This window comes from Gracilibacillus lacisalsi DSM 19029 (assembly GCF_000377765.1).
Classification (GTDB): domain Bacteria; phylum Bacillota; class Bacilli; order Bacillales; family Amphibacillaceae; genus Gracilibacillus; species Gracilibacillus lacisalsi.
In genome coordinates, this window is record NZ_KB898673.1 from 13,094 (window position 1) to 32,875 (window position 19,782).

Here is a 19,782-nt window from a genome sequence, read left to right on the forward strand (position 1 = left end):
GAAGTTGCAAATAAAATCCCGAAGTTGCAAATAAAATCCCGAAGTTGCAAATAAAATCCCGAAGTTGCAAATAAAATCCCGAAGTTGCAAATAAACCCGCGAAATCTAAACTGTAAAGCATGAAAATTTGTAAGCACAAATTTTCACATAATCTTATCTTCTTATCCAAACAACTTTCTTAGTCTATCTATATTACTAGTGTTTAGTTAGTATATCCATTAATCAAACGAACTGACATTATAGAAAAAATATAGTTGAATCTAAAAAAAGGATATGTTTTTATAAAAAAAGTGAATTCACACACTATGTATATAATGGCATACTGTAAATAAGTTCTATTGCAATAGATCGAAAACATGTACGAACAAGAAATAAAGAAACTTATTTATTACCTAAATGTTGTAAGCGATATCATTAATTGTTTGATTTATCGAGGGAGGTGGCGAATATTTAAGTGTTTTAGCTCACCATAATATTCTGTGATTTTCCATTATGTACATTTTTAAACTCTTTAAAAACTTCATTTTTAGTTTTATATATTCATAGTTTGACCTGAAAAATATGCGTATCAATTTGTTTAGTAGTGAAGAATGAATGAGGGGGAATTAGGTGTGAAGAACAAAATTATTTTATTTATCACAATTTGCTTGATGCTTATATTAGCAGCTTGTAGTAATGACGAAACCAGTAATGAGCCCGAAGAAACCGAAGATGGAAAGGTTGTTTTAACAGGGCTGATTACAAAGCACCCATTAACCAAAGACCTTGAAGACATGGAATGGTTAGCAGAAGTAGAAGAACGAGCAGGTGTAGAAATCCAATGGGAAGAAGTTACTGCTGACTGGGATCAAAAGAAAGGTGCCATGTTAGCAGGTGGTGATATTCCTGATATTATCGTCGGTCCAAATGCGATCACAGATGCAGACTTTGCACAGTTCCCTGGTTTATTTGCAGACTTAAAACCATTGATAGAAGAACATGGACCAAATATCCAAGCTATGTTTGAGGAACAACCAGAAACGGAATTACTTTCAACACAAACGGATGGAGAAATTTATGGCTTATCCAAATATCAACAGTTCTGGCCAGAAACAGCTACCATGCAATTTATTAATCAACAATGGCTAGACAATCTAGGGTTAGATACCCCAACGAATTGGGATGAATTGTTTGACGTATTAATGGCTTTTAAAGAAGAGGATGCCAATGAAAATGGTGATCCAAATGATGAGATTCCAATGGACTTTGCCCCAGTTGCGGAAACTGGATTTGGTTATTTCCATCCAACTGTATTACTTGGCAGTATGGGAATGACAGTAACTGGTGGTGGTGGCCAAGGTTACTTCCTGGAAGACGGTGAAGTGAAAAACTTCTTTGTTGATGAGAGATACAAAACATTCGTTTCCTTTTTAAATAAATTATATGAAAACGGTTTAATAAATGATGAAGCTTTTACACAAGATTATTCACAATATCAGGCTTTAGCACGTGGTGAAGGTGAAGATGCCAAAATAGGTTATACATTTGGTTGGGAAAAAACAGACAGATTCGGTTTAGGTGTTGCAGATCAATACGAAACGTTTGATCCGATGAAAGTTTCGGCTGATTATGACGGTGAAGTAAGCTGGTCTTATGACTATAATGAATTGAACTTCGGTGTTAACTTCATTCAAATGTCATCGGCGACAAGCAATAAAGAAGCAGCCATGAAGTTTATCAATGAACTATACGACCCTGAAGTCAGTCTCCAAGTGCTATTTGGTTCTATCGGCCCTAATATTGAAAAGACTGGAGATAACTCCTACAAGATTCTCGAACCTCAAGATGAAGAAATGGATCCAGGCACATGGAAATGGACTTCTACTTGGGCAGATAACGGTCCAATGTTCATCTCTGATCAATTAGATGTCGAATTACCTGTTGATATGCAGGCAGTAGATGAACAACAAGCACCATTTAATGATGTATTTGAATCATTGGATCGTGAAAATGATGTGTTCCCGGGAATGATGCTGAAATACTCCGAAGAGGACCATAACCAAATGACGCTTGTTAATACAGACTTTATGAATATTGCAATCTCCAAGTTTGGCGAGTGGATCACCTCAGGTGGTATTGAAGATGAGTGGGATAGCTATGTGCAACAAGTAGAACAGATGGGATTACCATCCAACATTGAGATTATCCAAGGTTACTATGATGATTACAAGGAACAATTAAATTAGAAAACTAGAAGGAGAGATATTAGCTAAAGGCTGATATCTCTCTATAAAAAAGGAGAGTCATATCATGGCCTTGACCCAAGGAACGAATACGGAGACTTTGCCCAAGGCGAAGAAAGCAACCATTCTTAATACGTTAAGAAGAGACTATCAATTGTGGTTAATGATTCTACCTGCAATCATCTGTGTAATTATATTTAATTATATTCCGATGTATGGGATTCAATTAGCATTTCGGGAATATGATTTCACGGCTGGTTTGACGGGTGGAGATTGGGCAGGACTTAAATATTTCGAACAGTTTATCAATAGTCACCTTTTTTGGGATCTGATTCGTAATACCTTACTCATCAGTATCACGACGATTGTTGTTGGTTTCCCGGCACCAATTGCACTCGCATTATTAGTAAACCAAATCAGATGGAAAAGAGGAAAACGGATCTTACAAACGACCGTTTATTTGCCTCATTTTATTTCCATCGTTGTATTAGTAGGGTTATTAAATGTAATGTTATCTCCAAATACTGGAGTTATCGGTTTATTATTAGCAAAACTAGGTGTGGAAGGCAACCTGTTAGCGTCTGTAAAAGCATTTGTTCCAATCTATGTATTATCAGATGTGTGGCAGCATGTCGGATGGAACAGCATTATTTATCTAGCCGCATTGGCTGCTGTTGATCCACAGCTATATGATGCAGCCAAAATTGATGGAGCGAATAAATGGCAAATCATTAGAAATGTAGAGATACCGGCTATCATTCCGACCATCATCATTTTATTAATACTAAACATGGGGACAGTTATCAGTACAGGATTTGAAAAAATATTCCTGATGCAAAATTCTCTCAACTTACCAATATCAGAAGTGATTGAAACATATGTTTATAAAACTGGTATCGTATCCAATCAATTTAGCTATGCCGCTGCGATTGGTCTGTTTAATACGATGATTAATTTTATGATGCTAGTTATTGTTAATACCATTGCAAAGAAAGTGGCTCGCATTAGTTTGTGGTAAATTAGCTCAAATCAATTTGAAGGAGGAAGTGCAATGCCTTCTATCACAATGAATAGAATAAGAAATAAAAAACCAACTGATTTACTATTCGATGCTACTGTAGTGGCGGTATGCATTTTAATATTCTTTATTGTAGCCTATCCGATTTATTTTATCGTGATTGCTTCGATTAGTGATCCTACTTATGTTTCAACCGGAAAAGTACTTTTTGTTCCGAAAGGTTTTAGTTTATTTGGATATGAACAGATTTTTTCCGATTCGAGAGTTTGGATTGGCTATCGCAATACATTGTTCTACGCCCTTTTTGGGACGTTCGTTAATTTATTGTTAACTTTACCGGCAGCATATGTGTTGTCACGCCATGAGTTTAAAGCTCGAAGATTTTTGATGTTTTTCTTTATCTTCACAATGTTTTTTAATGGTGGGTTAATTCCTACCTATATGTTAATGAGAGATTTAAGTTTAATTGATACGCCGTGGGTGTTTATCTTTAATCCACTTACGGTGAATGTATTTAATTTAATTATTACAAGAACATTCTTTGAGAACAACATACCGCACGAGATGTTTGAAGCTGCAACAATGGATGGCTGCTCACATTTTAAGTTTTTCTCATCGATCGTATTGCCATTGTCCAAAGCTGTAACTGCTGTAATTGGACTTTATTATCTAGTGTGGCACTGGAATGATTTCTTTACTGGGTTAATTTATATCCGTAATTACGATTTACAGCCATTGCAGATTGTGTTGCGAGATATTCTTTTATCCAATCAAGTGTTTGCCGAAGGTGCGGGGAGCGGTGGAACAGGTGGAGGTTATGCACAACGTTATGCCGATCAGGTTAAATATGGTGTTATTATCGTATCTTCGCTGCCAGTGCTAATTTTGTATCCGTTTATCCAGAAATACTTTGAAAAAGGTGTACTAATCGGATCAGTGAAAGGATAAGTAAAAAGGACAGAACTGAAATCTCAGTTCTGTCCTTTTAATTCGGTGTTGCAAAAAAAGAATAAGCCGTCCGCATAATAATATAAGCTAGTAAACTAACTCCTAAAGCAGGTATAAAACCTGGTACTAAATAATAAAGGTAAAAAGTCGCCGCAATTAACACGAGCATGGCAATCGTATGCAGTGGCTTACCAATAACCAATATAGCAGAATATTTAAGATAACCAAGTACGGAAAATTGATAATGCACATAGATTGGGAAAATGAACACAGCAACAAGCGCAATAATAGCTAATAAAATATAGGTCATCACCATTAATGTAGAGTTTAATAGTGAACTGTCTAACTGGCCTAAGATTTGAATGTTCAACAGTAAAATAGCTGTGGCGATCGCGAGTATATACCCAAGGATATTAGATTTGATAAACTCCTGTTTGTAATAGTGAATAAATTCGCGAAAAAGCTTAATATCTTCCTTTGATTTGATATCTTGCCTAATTGTTGCAAACAAGGCTGCGGTAGCTGGGAAAATTCCAACTATAAATAATCCGAGTATTGTAAAGATGAACCAATACAGGTTTAACAGCAGAATCTTAAAAATCCACTCTCCAACCGTTATATAAACTGAAATACCTTTATTCATAGCAAGGAACCTCCCGATCTCAATATCTATCTATTAAGCATACACAAAAATATTAGAATGGTAAATTTCATAGGAGGAATTTAAAAGAAAAGATATAGATTCTAAAAATAGGATAAATGGGTTCAAAGAGGTTTCGCAATAATCAAAGCGAATTTCGCAATAAAGCAGGTCGAATTCGCAATAATCAGAGTGGATTTCGCAATAAAGCAGGTCCTATTCGCAATAATCAAGCAGGATTTCACAATAAAGTCGCTGCAATTCGCAATAATCAAACTAATTTCCCGCAATAAAAAAGCTACCTCTTAAAAAGAGATAGCCTACATATTATACGTACATCGCACTAATTTCCTTTTGTAACTTCTGATCTGCTACATACTCATCATAGCTAATTTCTTTATCGACAATTCCTTTAGGTGTAATCTCGATTAGGCGATTGGCGATACTGTTAATGAATTGATGGTCATGTGATGTGAACAGAATCGAACCTTTAAATTTAATTAAACCATTGTTCAACGCAGTGATTGATTCTAGGTCTAAGTGGTTTGTCGGTTCATCTAATACAAGCACATTGGCATTCGATAACATCATTTTTGATAACATACAACGTACTTTTTCTCCACCAGATAATACATTTGCTTTTTTCAGTGCTTCTTCTCCAGAGAATAACATACGACCAAGGAATCCACGTAAGAAAGTTTCGGTTTGATCTTCTGGTGAATATTGACGCAACCATTCTACTAAGGTCATGTCATTGCCATCGAAAAATGCTGAGTTATCTTTCGGGAAGTAAGACTGGGAAGTGGTAACACCCCAAGTATAGCTTCCTTCGTCAGGTTCCATTTCACCCATTAGGATATCAAATAACACGGTTTTAGCATTTTCATTTGGTCCAATAAATGCCACTTTGTCATACGGTTTTAATGTAAAACTAACATTATCTAACACCTTCACGCCATCAATTGTTTTTGAAATACCTTCGACACGTAATAAATCATTACCAATGTCACGACCAGGCTGAAAGGCTACATACGGATAACGACGGGAAGATGGTTTAATATCGTCCAGTGTAATGTTATCGAGCATTTTTTTACGAGAAGTTGCTTGCTTTGATTTCGATGCATTGGCACTAAAGCGAGCGATAAAGTTTTGTAATTCTTTAATCTTCTCTTCTTTTTTCTTGTTTTGATCCTTAGCCATTTGTAAGGCTAGTTGACTGGATTCATACCAGAAATCATAGTTTCCGACGTACATTTCGATTTTGCCATAGTCGACATCAGCAATATGTGTACATACTTTATTTAAAAAGTGACGATCGTGGGATACAACAATAACGGTATTTTCAAAGTTAATTAAAAATTCTTCCAACCATTGAATCGCTTGAATATCCAAGTGGTTTGTCGGCTCATCTAATAATAAAATATCTGGATTACCGAACAATGCTTGTGCTAATAATACTTTTACCTTTTCAGAACCTATTAAATCAGCCATTTTTTTCGTGTGGAGGTCTTCACTTATACCAAGACCTTTTAACAGAATTGCAGCATCTGATTCTGCTTCCCAACCGTTCATCTCGGCAAATTCGCCTTCCAATTCAGCAGCACGCATACCGTCTTCTTCTGTGAATTCTCCTTTTGCATAAATAGCGTCTTTTTCCTGCATCACTTCATACAACCGAGTGTGCCCCATGACAACTGTCTTTAACACTTCGTATTCTTCATAAGCGAAGTGATCCTGTTTTAATACAGCAAGGCGTTCATCTTTCCCAAGTGAAACGTGGCCAGTCTGTGGTTCGATCTCACCTGACAATATTTTAAGAAAAGTAGATTTACCAGCACCATTGGCACCAATCAAACCATAGCAATTTCCAGCAGTAAACTTAATATTAACGTCTTCAAATAACTTCTTATCACCAAAACGTAAACTTACATTAGTTGCTTGTAGCATACTCCAAAATTCCTCCATTATCTCATATCATAAAGCAAGCTTAAGCGATTTGGGATAGGAAGTCAATCAAGGAATGACATTCTGAGGAAATTCGGTATGATAGAAGTAAGGAGGAAAGTTCTCATGCAGACATATTCTAAACATCAGTCATACGGTTTTCGTTTAAAAGGAGATTATCAAGAACGCGTTGCAGGTCTTCATTCAATCGGAAGGGAGTCACGCACCGATCATACTTATATTTGGGATGGATTAAAAAGAGGGGAAGAAGGAAGAGTAGTTTTTCAGTATACATTAAGTGGTAAAGGAGCAATTAGAATTGGTAACGACATCTATCCATTAACGAAAGGGAATGCTTTTTTTGTGAAAATTCCTAGTGACCATTGTTACTACTTACCTCAAGAATCAACAAACTGGGATTTCATCTATATGACCGTTTATGGAAATGAAGCCATTCGTCACTTTCAGTATTTATCAGAAAAACATGGTCATATCCTTCAACTCCCGGACCATTCCAGACCAATTAAACACATATTGCGAGTACTGCAGAAAATTGAAGCAACAGGTATTGAGCATGGTTATGAAGCTTCAGGCTATGCCTATAGTTTTTTGATGGAATGCTCGCAATATTTTGAACATGAGCAATTTCAAGAGGATCAGTTGCCTGTTGCGGTCGCTACGGCAGTCTCTTTTATTGAAAAAAATTATAGAGAGGATATCTCATTAGATGATATGGTTGCCGTCTCTGGTTTATCCAAATATCATTTCACGAGACTATTTGCTACTTCTATCAATCAAACTCCAGTTCAATATTTAACGAAAGTACGCATTCAGCACGCTTTAGACCTTTTACAAAATAATGAGAAGACAATAGAAGAAATTGCCCAAGAAACCGGATTTTCTTCTAGCAATTATTTTAGTAAAGTGTTTAAGAAATTATTGAATGAGACACCAAGTGAGTATCGTCAAAATAAATACGTGATGCCCGTCGATCGATTATTCATTGATTAATAACCGCAATATTTTACTCTTATTAAAAATATTTACGATTGTAAACGTTTCAAGATCCTCGTAAGATGATAGTAAGTAATAGCAATTTAATGCGAATGAGGAGGAGAAGGATGGCTAAAATTACATTTCTAGGAGCAGGAAGTACGGTTTTCGCCAAAAATGTACTAGGTGACTGTATGACAGTTGAGGCTTTACAAGGTTTCGAATTTGCCTTGTTTGATATTGATCACGAGCGTTTGAATGATTCGGAAATGATGTTAAACAATTTAAAGAAAAGCTTAAACGCGAATGTGAAAGTAACAGCTTACCATGATCGCAAAGAGGCACTGAGGGATGCCAAATATGTGATTAATGCTATACAAGTTGGTGGTTACGACCCGTGTACAATTACTGACTTTGAAGTTCCAAAGAAATACGGATTACGCCAGACGATTGCAGATACACTAGGGATAGGCGGGATCTTCAGAAATTTAAGAACAATTCCTGTGATGCAGGAGTTCGCCCGTGATATGAAAGAAGTTTGCCCTGATGCATGGTTTTTAAATTATACCAATCCAATGGCGGTATTAACCAATGTGATGCTAAAAGAAGGGATTAAAACTGTCGGGTTATGCCACAGTGTTCAAGTATGTGCTAGCCATTTATTAGATTCTTTAGACATGCCGAAAGATAATATACAGTGGAAAATTGCCGGCATTAATCATATGGCATGGTTACTTGAAATAACAAGGAATGGGGAAGATCTCTATCCAGAAATAAAAAAGCGTGCAAAGGAAAAACAACAAGAAAAGCATGACGACATGGTGCGTTTTGAATTAATGGATAAGTTCGGCTACTATGTGACAGAGTCATCGGAGCATAACGCCGAATACCACCCATACTTTATTAAGAGCAAATATCCGGAATTAATCGAGAAATATAATATTCCATTAGATGAATATCCGCGTCGCTGTGTGAATCAGATCGAAGGCTGGAAGAAAATGCGCGATGACCTTGTCAATGATCAAAACTTACAACATGAACGTACACATGAATATGGTTCATACATCATTGAAGCAATGGAAACGAATCAACCATTTAAAATAGGTGGTAATGTCCTGAATACTGGAGGACTAATCAGCAACTTGCCGGAAAATGCTGTCGTTGAAGTCCCTTGTTTAGTGGATGCCAGTGGGGTAACACCTACCTATGTTGGTGATTTACCAGAACAATTGGCAGCACTGAACAGGACCAACATTAATACACAACTATTAACGATCGAAGCGGCACTCACGAAGAAAAAAGAAAACATTTATCAGGCAGCACTGCTCGATCCACATACTGCAGCAGAATTATCCATAGATGATATTATCGCTTTATGTGACGATTTAATCGAAGAACATGGAGATTGGTTGCCAGAATATTATTAAGGTAAGGAGTATTTATATGGCAATAACTTATAATGAACAAACAAGAGAATGCCATCTACAAACAAATCAATCTAGCTATATTTTTACAGTATTAGAAAATGAACAACTCGGACATCTCTATTATGGCAAAAAAATGAAACATAAAGCTTCTTTTCAACATTATCTGTAATCGAACATCATGGATTTCAGTATCGGATGATAAGTCGAAGGCAATAGCTGCTACTATCCAGGCTTCAAACGATTGTTACTGAAAGGATTAGACCCCCAGAGGCAAGCTATGAAATCGAAGGATAGGAAGGGACATATCATGGTGATGAATTAATGGAGATTGGTATACCATTAGATCACGAATGATTCCGTGAACATCATGAACACGAAGTATCCGGGGACTTCTATTCTCGCTTATTTGTACTTCATAAGAAATATTAAAAAAGGATCTCTGCTTTGCTAGTAGAGATCCTTTTTTATATTAGATAAGATTTGCGTGAGGAAATTTAAATATTCCTTTACAGGAATATTCTTTTAGTGGTATATTGTAAATATGGAAAAGATATTGAGTGCAATTGCCGAACCAAATAGACTAAGCATCATTGAACTATTGCGCGATGGCCCTTGTACAGTAGGGGAAATCGCTGAACATCTTCGTCTTCGCCAGCCTCAAGTTTCCAAACACCTTCGGGTACTGTGTGAAGCAAAGCTCGTAGAAGTTCATCCAATGGCCAATCGTCGTATTTATAAGTTACACGTCCAAGGATTGAAAGAAATAGACAGTTGGCTTGATTCCTTTAGACATTTGTGGGAAGACAGATTGGATCAATTGGACGATTACCTAAAGGAACTGCAACGGAAGGAAAAGGGCGAATAAAAAGCGTATCTGAGACAATATGCTTTTAATAACTATGAGGGAGGATCGGTTATCGAGAAGAAAAATGTCTCAAAATAAGGAGGGAAATAAATGTCTGAAAAAAATGCAGCAAATCGTTTGAATTCGTATGTGAATGGGAAGAAACTTGTGTTGGAGAGAATGTTTGAGGCACCAAGGGAACTCGTCTTTAAAACATTCTCAGAATCAGAACATTTAGCAAACTGGTGGGGGCCTACCGGCTGGACAACAGAGAATAAATCATTCGATTTTAAGCCTGGAGGAGTTTGGCATTTTTGTATGACTTGTGAAGATAAAAACCAAAAAGATTTTTATGGCCAAAAATCTTGGGGAAAGGTTACTTACCATGAAATTATTGTACCGGAGAAGATTGTATATACTGATACATTCTCTGATGAAGAGGGTAATGTTAGTTCGAATGCCCCTAAACAATTAATTACTATCAACTTTGAAGAGCAGTCTGGGAAGACAAAGCTAATTATACAAAGCCAATTTGAATCAGAAGAAGCACTTAAAGTCGTTATAGAAATGGGCTTAAAGGAAGGAATGGCCTCACAATTTAATGATCTTGATGAATATCTTAAACAGTTATCTAATTAATCAGTTCAAATGAAGTTTAAATTAAAGAAACGACCAAAATTAAACTTTTAAAAAATCCATTATAAATCTGTAAAGAGAATCCGTTTTGGTCGAACTTTTCCCAAAATGGATTCTTCCTATTTGTAGTAAGGTGTAGGTTTGAAAGGTGTTTTATCAAATTAAACCTTATTTCAAACTTACAGCAACAGCTGGTGCTTTCTCATGAGAGAGCATTGGTTCAGCTACATGCTTACGGAAAAATTGGATAAGAGGTCCAGTAAAAAAGGCGAATATAACGGTAGCAACACCGACTATCGCTCCAAATGAAAATCCAATCGCAACACATAAAATATCTGTCGTAATCCGCGCAATGGGAAAAGGAATTTTGTTTTTTGATACTTTTTCAACAACAAAAGCTAATGCATCATAGGGTGAAATGCCTAAATTCGGCGTAATATATAAAGCAACACCTAGACTTGCAAAAATAACTGCTGCTGCCATCATGACCATTCGAATGGCAAGAATAGACATATCATCGAAGAAGAAGTTATAACCAAAGACTATAAAATCAGAAATAAAACCGATTCCAACCATATTCACGATAGTTCCGATTCCAATTAAACTTCGATAATAAATAAATACAATACCTAGTAGAAAAGGGTTAAATATCAATTGATAAACACCAAATGATATACCAAGAAACCCACTTATTCCTAAGTTTAATGTTGAAAAAGGATCTGTCCCTAAAGCGCTAATTCGTAGCAGTGCTACAGCAATCCCGATAAACAGGTTTCCGATAAGCACCATATTAAACCTTTTCCATGTCATCGCTTTCATGTTGTATCCCCTTTTATCTCTTTTATTTTAAAAACTATTTTAGTTTAGTAATGCCCCATAGATATTATATCCGAAATGTTCCGATATGGATAGAATAAACTGATGAATGATAAAGGAAGTAAAACCCATAAACATAAGGAGTGTTGACATTTTGTCAACGCTCCTTTATCTTAAATATAGATTTGAAAAAGAAGGTGCACACCTATGTCAACAAATGTTGTTGTGTTAATAAAAGAAGCATTACGTGAAAGTAATAAAAGTATGCGTCAATTGGCAAAAGAAACAGGGATTAACGTTTCCACTATCTCTAGAATTCTGAACGGGAAGAGAAAAGCAAATTTAGATCATCTAAAAGCAATTTCAACAAGCTTACATATTCCTTTATCAGACTTGGTAAGTTCTGAAGAAATTGGTGAGCCAACTCATCCATTATCTTTTAATCATGTACGTGCCATCATCTCGGAAATGAATCTACCTGTAGAAGATTTTTCAGCTGACAACTTGAAAGATAATATACAAAAGTATGAGAAAAAAAGTAATACAGAAGAGGGAAGAGCTACCATTTTGGAACAGTTCAAATCTAAAATGGCTGCTCTAGGGGGACAAGGTCCGTATATACAACAGTTAGAGTCTATGTATCAAACCTTCAAGGAAAAGAAAGCATCTAAAAAAGAGCTTTTATTAATGGGAAGCGCATTGTTTTATTTTATTGCATCAATGGATATGATTCCCGATTATTTATTTCCTGTAGGGTATTTAGATGATGCATTAGTAATACAATACGTTATGCAATCTTTATCACTGAAGCATTAAACAAAGGAAGAGACAAATGACAAAGAAACCTACACTTGATTATCTAATGCTCCTTATTTTAATCGGTCTATTAATGATTAGTTTGTTAGCTGTTTACAGTGGAACAGGTCAATACACGGATGGGCAATCCTTTTATTTCGCCAGGAGACAACTTATTTGGTACATCGTCAGTATCGCTATGATGATTGGTATTGCTTATTTTGACTATGACTTACTTGAAAAGTGGGCCGTTTATTTATATATTTTGGGGATTTTGTTACTTATTTATGTTCGTTATTTTGGTATTGAAAGAAATGGTTCTCAAAGGTGGATGGATCTGGGATTTATGGATCTACAACCATCGGAATTAATGAAAATGTTTTTAGTGATTTATCTGGCAGCTATGTATAAAAGATATGGTAAAGAAAAATTAACCTTTATCAAAAGTATTCCACTTGTTTTAAAAACTGTCGCTGCATTGGCGATTCCGTTTATTTTGATTCTTAAACAACCAGATTTAGGTTCTGCCCTTTTAATTGCGGTGGCAGCACTAGGTTTATTATTGATGTCAACTATAAGTAATAAGATGATTGCCTGTGTTGTGTCAATATTGACCTCCGGCATAATATTAGTAATCTATTTATTTACGTATCATGAAGAATGGATATCAAGATTTTTTGAGCCACATCAATTAGGCCGCATTTACAGCTGGATTAACCCGGCTGAATATACGATGAATTTCGGCTATCAATTAAGACAGGCGATGTTAGGGATAGGTGCAGGTCAGTTGACAGGATCAGGTTTTAACCAAGGGTTTCAAGTCCAAAGTGGGCGTGTGCCTGAAGCGCATACTGACTTTGTGTTCGCTGTGATTGGGGAGGAATTTGGCTTCATAGGAGGAAGTATCTTAATCGTTCTCTATTTCTTACTAATTTATCGCATCATAGTGATTGCGCTAAAAACAGACGATTTATTCGGTGTTTATATTTGTGTTGGTATTATTACACTTTTATCCTTCCAAATCTTTCAAAATATCGCGATGACGATAGGATTAATGCCTGTAACAGGAATTGCGCTACCGTTTATTAGTTATGGTGGAAGTGCGTTAATTACCAATATGCTGGCATTAGGCTTAGTTCAAAGTATTTATGTGCGCTCTAAAGATTATATGTTTGCATCAGAGAATGATATGGCTGCATAAGGGGAGTATGTGATGAAGCGTATGAGAAATATAGACTTAACATTGTTAATGGTACTTTTGTTGTTTGTTACCTTTGGTGTCGTAATGGTTTATAGTGCAAGCTATCCTTATGCATATATCCAGTATGATAGTGCAGCATACTATTTTCACAGACAGTTATTTTGGGCTTTTATTAGCAGTTTGTTTTTAATAGGCGCTATGTTATTACCATATCAGATATATGGAAAGTTAAGTCCATTGCTTGTTTTGTTTACGTTGGCCGCCTTAATTCTCGTTTTAATACCTGGAGTTGGAGTGGAACGGAATTTTTCAACTAGATGGATTTCAATCGGTGGATTTCTATTTCAGCCGGTTGAATTTGCGAAACTAGCTATGCTGATTTATTTTGCTTACTTTTATAGTAGAAAAGAAGCCTATATTGGTCATTTTGGTAAAGGAGTCATTCCACCACTTATTATCTTGGCAATTATATTTGGTTTGTTGTTGAAACAACCAGATTTAGGGTCTGCAACATTAATATTATTTTCGTGTGGAATCATTTTGTTTTTTACAAAGATTCGATTTCGTCACTTATTTTTATTAGGAAGTGTTGCGGTCTCGATATTTATTTTCTTCGCAATGATGTCCCCTTATCGACTCGAGCGAATTACATCATTCATTGATCCCTTTGCAGATGCTCAAGGATCAGGTTATCAGTTAGTTAATTCTTATATCTCGATTCATACAGGAGGTATTACTGGAAATGGATTAGGAGGAAGTGTTCAGAAGCTTGGCTTTTTACCAGAGGCACATACAGACTTTATTATGTCGATTATAACGGAAGAATTAGGCCTGTTTGGAGTCGTAGTTGTGTTAAGCTTCTATTTCTTTCTTTTTGTGAAAGGGATTCGTATTGCAATGCATGCAAGCGATGAATTTGGTAAGCTGTTAGCCATTGGGATTACCTTTCAAATCATTATCCAAGCGTTTGTTAATTTAGGTGCAATTTTGGGGATGTTGCCCATTACTGGTATTACCTTACCTTTTATTAGTTACGGTGGTTCGTCATTAATAGTCACGATGGTTTCGGCAGGAATATTATTAAATATTTCTGCCTATTCTAAACTATAAGGAAAGTATAATGCGCGGCATGATAGTGTTTTGTATCATAGGTGGTCATTTTGAAATGATATGTAGACGGAAAGCAACGCTCCGGCTGCCCGCTTCCCTTTCCGTGGGGTTTTACCTTCAGCTAACTTTTCCAAGCAAAAACCGCTTGAAAAAGTTAGCTGAAGACACGCCCCACGGAAAGCGAAGTGGGCAAGCCGCAGCGGTTATTACGCCTATTATTCATGCCAAAATAACTACTTTGGACAGGAACGGGTGGGCTTCCCCGGTTTTCTTATATGATAAGAAAGTATAAATTTTGCGCAGATGTCTAGCTCCGAGCGCCCAGAAACTAGGCGACTTCACGAATTGCCCTACGATAAAGAAGACTTGCCGATTGGTGAAACCAGAGGCTTAGTCGCACTTATGCCTTTAGGTGAATTCATCATCGGTTCGTAAACTCACCGTGATTCCTTTATCTCAGTTAATTCGTTCCAGTCGCTACGTTTCTAATCGGACGCACTAAGCTTTTCTTAGTAAGCATATGGAAAATTAAATGGTATTGCCCTATCAACTTCTCTCCCAATCGATATATAATAGAGGATGGAGGTGGGGACATGCCTCAAGCTTGGTTGCTTGGCCCGTTCGTGATTAAGATTGATCTGGTTCTAATCATTATTGGTTTTGTACTAGGCTTTCTTTTCTTTTACTGGATTAGCCCATATCAAAAGCAAAAAACGAAGAACTTAATCGATACGGTTTCTAATATTTTCATTACATGCTTGATTTCCATTTGGATTGGAAAAATAGTGCTTCAATTCCAAACGTTTTTGTCAGACCCAGTTGCTATCTTAGCTTATCCAGCTAATACGAATGCATTTTACCTAGCGGTTATCATAACCATTCTGTTTAGTAAGTGGAGATGGATCAAGACGATTGAGCAATATTATGACAATCTCTATGTATTTAGCACAGTATTTCTCAGTGCTAGTTTCATTTATTCTTTTTTAGATCATATATTGTACCATGAGAACTGGTTATATCTGATAGCTTTGATCACACTCTTATTTTTTATCATCTATTCCAGTGATAAAAAATCACCGATCATCATTGCAAATATTACATTGATCGGATGGGGATTACTGCAAATCGTAATATCAACATCGATTTTTCAATTTAAACCACACTTAATCTTTTATATCTTTTTAGTCATGATTGGCGTTCTCCAAGGATATACATATTACCGTAACAGGGGGAGTCTGTGATGAAAAAATGGATCATTAGTGCCGTTTTACTAGCAATGGTGGTATGGGCTGTTATCGACATGGTAACAGATAACAAGGTAACTGAAGCAGATAATATTGGTTTGGAAGTAGGAAATATTGCGCCGGATTTTGAACTGGAAACATTGGATGGCGAAACGGTGAAATTATCTGATTACCGTGGTGAGCCGGTAATGCTTAACTTTTGGGCAACATGGTGTCCTCCATGCCGATCGGAAATGCCAGATATGCAACGGTTTTATCAGGATACAGACATGAACATTTTAGCGATTAATTTAACGGATACGGAAGCTAATGTTGAAGATGTTGGTCAGTTTATAGAAGAATATGATCTGACATTTACGATTCCGTTAGATCAGGGAAATATCGTGGGTGATCGCTATCAAATTCGTCCAATTCCTACCACCTATATGTTAGATTCCAATGGTATCATCCAGTTTAATGTATTTGGTCCGCTTAACTACGACCAGATGATGTTGGAATATAATAAATTGAAATGATGTAGCGGACATTTAATCCGCTATTTGTGACGGAATTGCTGTTTTGAAGGTGTTCGCGGACATCTATTCCGTTATTTCAGATAAATAGTACTTATTTCTGGTTAAAGTCGTCAAATAAGGGATTAAATGTCCGTTCACTGCTAAAAAAGGGCACTATTTAACCAAATAACGGAACGAATGTCCGCTCAATAATATTCCCGAGTCTAGTTTTTTTGCTTACCCCTAACAAGGTAATAGGCAGTCATCCCCGAAGCGATTGGGATAACAATCGCCACTCCCATTCCCGCGGTAAAGATGGTAATCATTTCGTCACTAAATACTTTGGAATTAATAATCTCCCCGAATGAATAAGATAAATCTTTGAACCACATTAAGAGGCCCATATAGCCACCGAAAAAGGCGAAGAACAATGTGTTGGTACTTGTATTGAGTATATCTCTCCCGATTCGAATTCCAGCCAGAAATAACTCTTTTCTACTAATCGTTGGATTATGGTAATGAATTTCACGCATCGGTGAAGTAATCGAAATAGCTGTATCAACAATTGCCCCGATTGTACTCATAATAATTACTGAAGTGGCCACTTTTACAAAGTCAATCCCAATATTTAAGGAAAAAGCCATCATTTCTTCTCGTTCTTCCTCACCGAAACCTTGGATCATGGATTGATCCGTGATGATAATGATGAAAAGTAACAATATCACTAACGTTACAATCGTAGATAAGAAGGCCATCATTGTTTTACTGTTGACCTCGTTAATATAGAACAGACTGATAGCACTAATGAAGGCACATGCTAAAAGCGTTAGCCAAATCGGATTGGCATTTGGATCGTTCATCACTAAAACCGTGGCGATAACGATGGCAAAATTTAAGAATAAAGCGATGAAAGATTTTATTCCTTTTTTTCCTCCAACAATGGCCATCAACGTAAATAAGATGATCGACAATAACACTAATACATTCATGTTCTAGCCCTCTTTCTTCGGATAAAGAAAATCGATGTATAGATAGCAATCGGAATAGTCAGTACAATTCCGATACCACCAGCTAAGGCACGTGCCAATTCAATAGATAGATTCATGGATAGTGTGAATCCTATTGGTGATGCATTTTTAAAATATAAAAGTAGCATCGGGATTGATCCACTTACATAGGCAAAAAATAATACATTAATCATCGTCCCCATAATATCTTTGCCTATATCGATGCCAGATGCTTTAAGCTTCTTTAGACTTATCTGGTTATTTTTCTCATATAGCTCAAAGATAGATGACGACATGGTGATGGCGACATCCATTACCGCCCCTAAGGAGCCAATTAAAAGCCCTGCCATAAAAACAATTTGTGGATTTCTGCTTAGAAAGGACATTTCCTCATATCGTAATCCTTGTTCTCCTGTCACAGATAGAGCAAAGTAGCCAATCAAAAGTGAACTTAACGTACCAAGTAAAGTAGCGACAATCGCTGTATATGTTTTTTCATTGAAACCACTGACCAACAGTAACGATATCACGGTAAAAAGGACAATGCTAATACCACAAATGATCACCAGACTAAGATCTGAATTTTGCAGATAGATATCGAGTGCCAGCGATAAGATGCCGGCATTTACCGCTAAGCTGATAACCGATAGAGCTCCCTGTTTCTTGCCGACGGCCAGCAAAATAATGATAAAAATCCAAGCTACCAAGATGAGATACTTATCACGTTTGACATCTTCAATGGTTCCGGAAGAAGTGGATTCATCAATGGTGACAAATACTTCATCCCCTGTATCAAATAATTGATCAACCGCCTGTGATCCGGAGTACTCATTCGTTATTTCGATCATTTCCCCTTTGTTGGAACCGTTTTGTATTTCAGCGGTGATCTCCTGGGTAACCCGATAATCTTGATTTTGGTGCTGATCAACCGTTTCTGCTTTATCTGTTTCTACTGTATTGGTAATTTTAGCAATGGGTCTGTCATAGAATTCGTGATTGTGATTGACAAAAATAATCGAACTGATAAAGGCTACCGTAATAAGGATGTATATTAAAAGTTGCTGCTTTGATAAATTTCTTATCCATGCTTTCAAGCTGGTTCACTCCATTATATAGATTAAAAACACTAATGTCAGATACATGTATAATTCGTTCTCTTGTATAGATGCAAAAGGAGTAGAGTATCGATTAAACACCTTTTGATTCTTCCAAGAACTCGTTTCCTACATATAATACCATCCCTTTAAACCTTCTGTCATACAGATAGGGTGATTCTTCATTAAGGTCTGTATAAATATACCACCAATAGACAATACTGGTTAATAACTGTATGTACGATGGAGGTGGGGATATATGGAGGGTATTAGAATTTCATCGATTCAAGCTTTAATGCTGGCAGTAGCTAGTATTACTGTTACAGGCCATTTATTGTTTATTCCCGTTATTATTAATCACGCCGGGAGAGACAGTTGGATATCTTTACTCTTTGCTATCATTCCTGCCGTTCTGATTGGATTTGTGATAGCTTTACTTGCACAGCGGTATCCTGAACAATCATTAATTGAATATTCACAGACTATTCTTGGAAAATGGATTGGAAAGATAGTAGCCATTATATTTCTTTTTTATTTTTTTCATGAGGCAAGTTTATCCTTAAGAGGTTTTAGCGAATTTTACAATTCTGCGATTACTCCTCGAACACCACTGATGATTTATTTGGTGGCAATGTTAATTCTGGCCACATATGCGATTCGAAATCGGTTAGAAATATTAGCAAGAACGAATCAAACCTTCCTTATATTAATGATACCAATTGGTATATTGGCATCATTTTTAACGCACAAAGATAAAGACTATCAAAATTTACTCCCTATACTTGAGGATGGTTTCAGTCCTGTCGTGATGGGGGCATTTAACATCACCTCACTATATAGTTCATTTATTGTTATGGCTATGGTTTTTCCGTTTGTTTCTAATAAGAAAAAATTAAAGAGGTTTAGTATTCTGACGATGCTGATTTTGATTGTTATGTTCTTGGGCCCTGTTTCAGGTGTAGTGACAGTTTTCGGAGAAGAGCGTGCGATGGGGCTATACTTTCCGACCTTTCAAACATTAAGAGATATCGAAATTGGTGCACTGCAAAGGTTGGATATTCTTGGCGTTTTATTATGGTCATTAGGGTCTTTTTCTAAAATTGCCTTATTTTTCTACGCAATTGTCTTAGGGTTGGCACAATTATTTCATTTAGATGATTACAAAATTTTAACGATTCCAACAGCTGCTTTATTAGCTATTTTTTCTTTAATTACAAGTGATGACTTAATTGGGATATATCGATTTCTCATGCATATTTATCCATACTTCGCAACGTTAATAGCATTAGTTATTCCTTTACTGTTACTCCTAATCAGTCAATTTAAGCAGTTAAAAAGAGGTTGAATGA

Annotated in this window: 20 protein-coding genes; 15 read left to right on the forward strand and 5 right to left on the reverse strand. The window is 36.4% G+C overall.

The features are described from left to right. Window positions 1-611: 611 nt before the first annotated feature. The 3 genes from D569_RS0116015 (at window position 612) to D569_RS0116025 (ending at window position 4,188) form a co-directional block, all read left to right on the forward strand. Window positions 612-2,225 carry an extracellular solute-binding protein gene (locus D569_RS0116015; RefSeq protein WP_018933442.1) on the forward strand — a complete coding sequence of 538 codons (1,614 nt, stop codon included), beginning with the start codon at window positions 612-614 and terminating at the stop codon, window positions 2,223-2,225. Between the two features lie 64 nt (window positions 2,226-2,289). After that, on the forward strand, window positions 2,290-3,240 hold the full coding sequence (locus D569_RS0116020; protein ID WP_018933443.1) for an ABC transporter permease: 951 nt from the start codon (window positions 2,290-2,292) through the stop codon (window positions 3,238-3,240). A 33-nt stretch (window positions 3,241-3,273) separates the two neighbouring features. After that, entirely contained in the window at window positions 3,274-4,188 is a 915-nt protein-coding gene (locus D569_RS0116025; protein ID WP_018933444.1) for a carbohydrate ABC transporter permease, read from the forward strand. A gap of 37 nt (window positions 4,189-4,225) precedes the next feature. On the opposite strand, the gene D569_RS0116030 is transcribed toward D569_RS0116025, so the two are convergent. Next, window positions 4,226-4,831, reverse strand: a complete 606-nt coding sequence (locus D569_RS0116030) for a YesL family protein (protein ID WP_018933445.1) — start codon at window positions 4,829-4,831, stop codon at window positions 4,226-4,228. Between the two features lie 116 nt (window positions 4,832-4,947). Between D569_RS0116030 and D569_RS24455 the strand changes: the two genes are divergently transcribed. After that, on the forward strand, window positions 4,948-5,121 hold the full coding sequence (locus D569_RS24455) for a hypothetical protein (protein WP_156822979.1): 174 nt from the start codon (window positions 4,948-4,950) through the stop codon (window positions 5,119-5,121). A gap of 34 nt (window positions 5,122-5,155) precedes the next feature. Here the strand turns inward: D569_RS24455 and D569_RS0116035 are convergent, their stop codons facing one another. Next, window positions 5,156-6,775, reverse strand: coding sequence for an ABC-F family ATP-binding cassette domain-containing protein (locus D569_RS0116035; protein ID WP_018933446.1), 1,620 nt, complete (start codon window positions 6,773-6,775; stop codon window positions 5,156-5,158). 123 nt (window positions 6,776-6,898) lie between these two features. Between D569_RS0116035 and D569_RS0116040 the strand changes: the two genes are divergently transcribed. The 5 genes from D569_RS0116040 to D569_RS0116060 all read left to right on the forward strand — a co-directional run bounded on the left by D569_RS0116040 (window position 6,899) and on the right by D569_RS0116060 (window position 10,675). Continuing rightward, entirely contained in the window at window positions 6,899-7,783 is an 885-nt protein-coding gene (locus tag D569_RS0116040; protein WP_018933447.1) for an AraC family transcriptional regulator, read from the forward strand. A 110-nt stretch (window positions 7,784-7,893) separates the two neighbouring features. Further along, window positions 7,894-9,192, forward strand: a complete 1,299-nt coding sequence (gene melA / locus D569_RS0116045) for an alpha-glucosidase/alpha-galactosidase (protein ID WP_018933448.1) — start codon at window positions 7,894-7,896, stop codon at window positions 9,190-9,192. Window positions 9,193-9,208: 16 nt separating this feature from the next. Beyond that, complete coding sequence (locus D569_RS24460; protein WP_018933449.1) at window positions 9,209-9,361, forward strand: hypothetical protein; 153 nt, start codon at window positions 9,209-9,211, stop codon at window positions 9,359-9,361. Window positions 9,362-9,733: 372 nt separating this feature from the next. After that, window positions 9,734-10,057, forward strand: coding sequence for an ArsR/SmtB family transcription factor (locus D569_RS0116055; protein ID WP_018933450.1), 324 nt, complete (start codon window positions 9,734-9,736; stop codon window positions 10,055-10,057). A gap of 90 nt (window positions 10,058-10,147) precedes the next feature. After that, window positions 10,148-10,675 carry an SRPBCC domain-containing protein gene (locus D569_RS0116060; RefSeq protein ID WP_018933451.1) on the forward strand — a complete coding sequence of 176 codons (528 nt, stop codon included), beginning with the start codon at window positions 10,148-10,150 and terminating at the stop codon, window positions 10,673-10,675. A 165-nt stretch (window positions 10,676-10,840) separates the two neighbouring features. Here D569_RS0116060 and D569_RS0116065 read toward each other — a convergent pair whose 3' ends face one another. Further along, window positions 10,841-11,491 carry a YczE/YyaS/YitT family protein gene (locus D569_RS0116065; RefSeq protein ID WP_018933452.1) on the reverse strand — a complete coding sequence of 217 codons (651 nt, stop codon included), beginning with the start codon at window positions 11,489-11,491 and terminating at the stop codon, window positions 10,841-10,843. Window positions 11,492-11,695: 204 nt separating this feature from the next. On the opposite strand from D569_RS0116065, the gene D569_RS0116070 reads away from it, so the two are divergent. The 5 genes from D569_RS0116070 to D569_RS0116095 all read left to right on the forward strand — a co-directional run bounded on the left by D569_RS0116070 (window position 11,696) and on the right by D569_RS0116095 (window position 16,353). Beyond that, entirely contained in the window at window positions 11,696-12,304 is a 609-nt protein-coding gene (locus tag D569_RS0116070; protein WP_018933453.1) for a helix-turn-helix domain-containing protein, read from the forward strand. Window positions 12,305-12,320: 16 nt separating this feature from the next. After that, a complete protein-coding gene (rodA, locus tag D569_RS0116075) occupies window positions 12,321-13,484 on the forward strand; it encodes a rod shape-determining protein RodA (protein ID WP_018933454.1) in 1,164 nt (387 codons plus the stop codon). Between the two features lie 12 nt (window positions 13,485-13,496). After that, the gene (gene ftsW / locus D569_RS0116080) at window positions 13,497-14,594 is read left to right on the forward strand and encodes a putative lipid II flippase FtsW (protein ID WP_018933455.1); all 1,098 of its coding nucleotides are present in this window, start codon (window positions 13,497-13,499) and stop codon (window positions 14,592-14,594) included. Window positions 14,595-15,187: 593 nt separating this feature from the next. Then, on the forward strand, window positions 15,188-15,835 hold the full coding sequence (locus D569_RS23710) for a hypothetical protein (RefSeq protein WP_018933457.1): 648 nt from the start codon (window positions 15,188-15,190) through the stop codon (window positions 15,833-15,835). Continuing rightward, window positions 15,835-16,353, forward strand: coding sequence for a redoxin domain-containing protein (locus D569_RS0116095; RefSeq protein WP_018933458.1), 519 nt, complete (start codon window positions 15,835-15,837; stop codon window positions 16,351-16,353). The genes D569_RS23710 and D569_RS0116095 overlap by 1 nt, the downstream gene beginning before the upstream one ends. Before the next feature lie 203 nt (window positions 16,354-16,556). On the opposite strand, the gene D569_RS0116100 is transcribed toward D569_RS0116095, so the two are convergent. Then, window positions 16,557-17,321, reverse strand: a complete 765-nt coding sequence (locus tag D569_RS0116100) for a YibE/F family protein (protein ID WP_018933459.1) — start codon at window positions 17,319-17,321, stop codon at window positions 16,557-16,559. Beyond that, the gene (locus D569_RS0116105) at window positions 17,318-18,433 is read right to left on the reverse strand and encodes a YibE/F family protein (RefSeq protein WP_018933460.1); all 1,116 of its coding nucleotides are present in this window, start codon (window positions 18,431-18,433) and stop codon (window positions 17,318-17,320) included. The genes D569_RS0116100 and D569_RS0116105 overlap by 4 nt, the downstream gene beginning before the upstream one ends. A 259-nt stretch (window positions 18,434-18,692) precedes the next feature. Here D569_RS0116105 and D569_RS0116110 point away from each other — a divergent pair, with 259 nt between their 5' ends. After that, window positions 18,693-19,778, forward strand: a complete 1,086-nt coding sequence (locus tag D569_RS0116110; protein ID WP_018933461.1) for a GerAB/ArcD/ProY family transporter — start codon at window positions 18,693-18,695, stop codon at window positions 19,776-19,778. The last annotated feature ends 4 nt before the right edge of the window (window positions 19,779-19,782 follow it).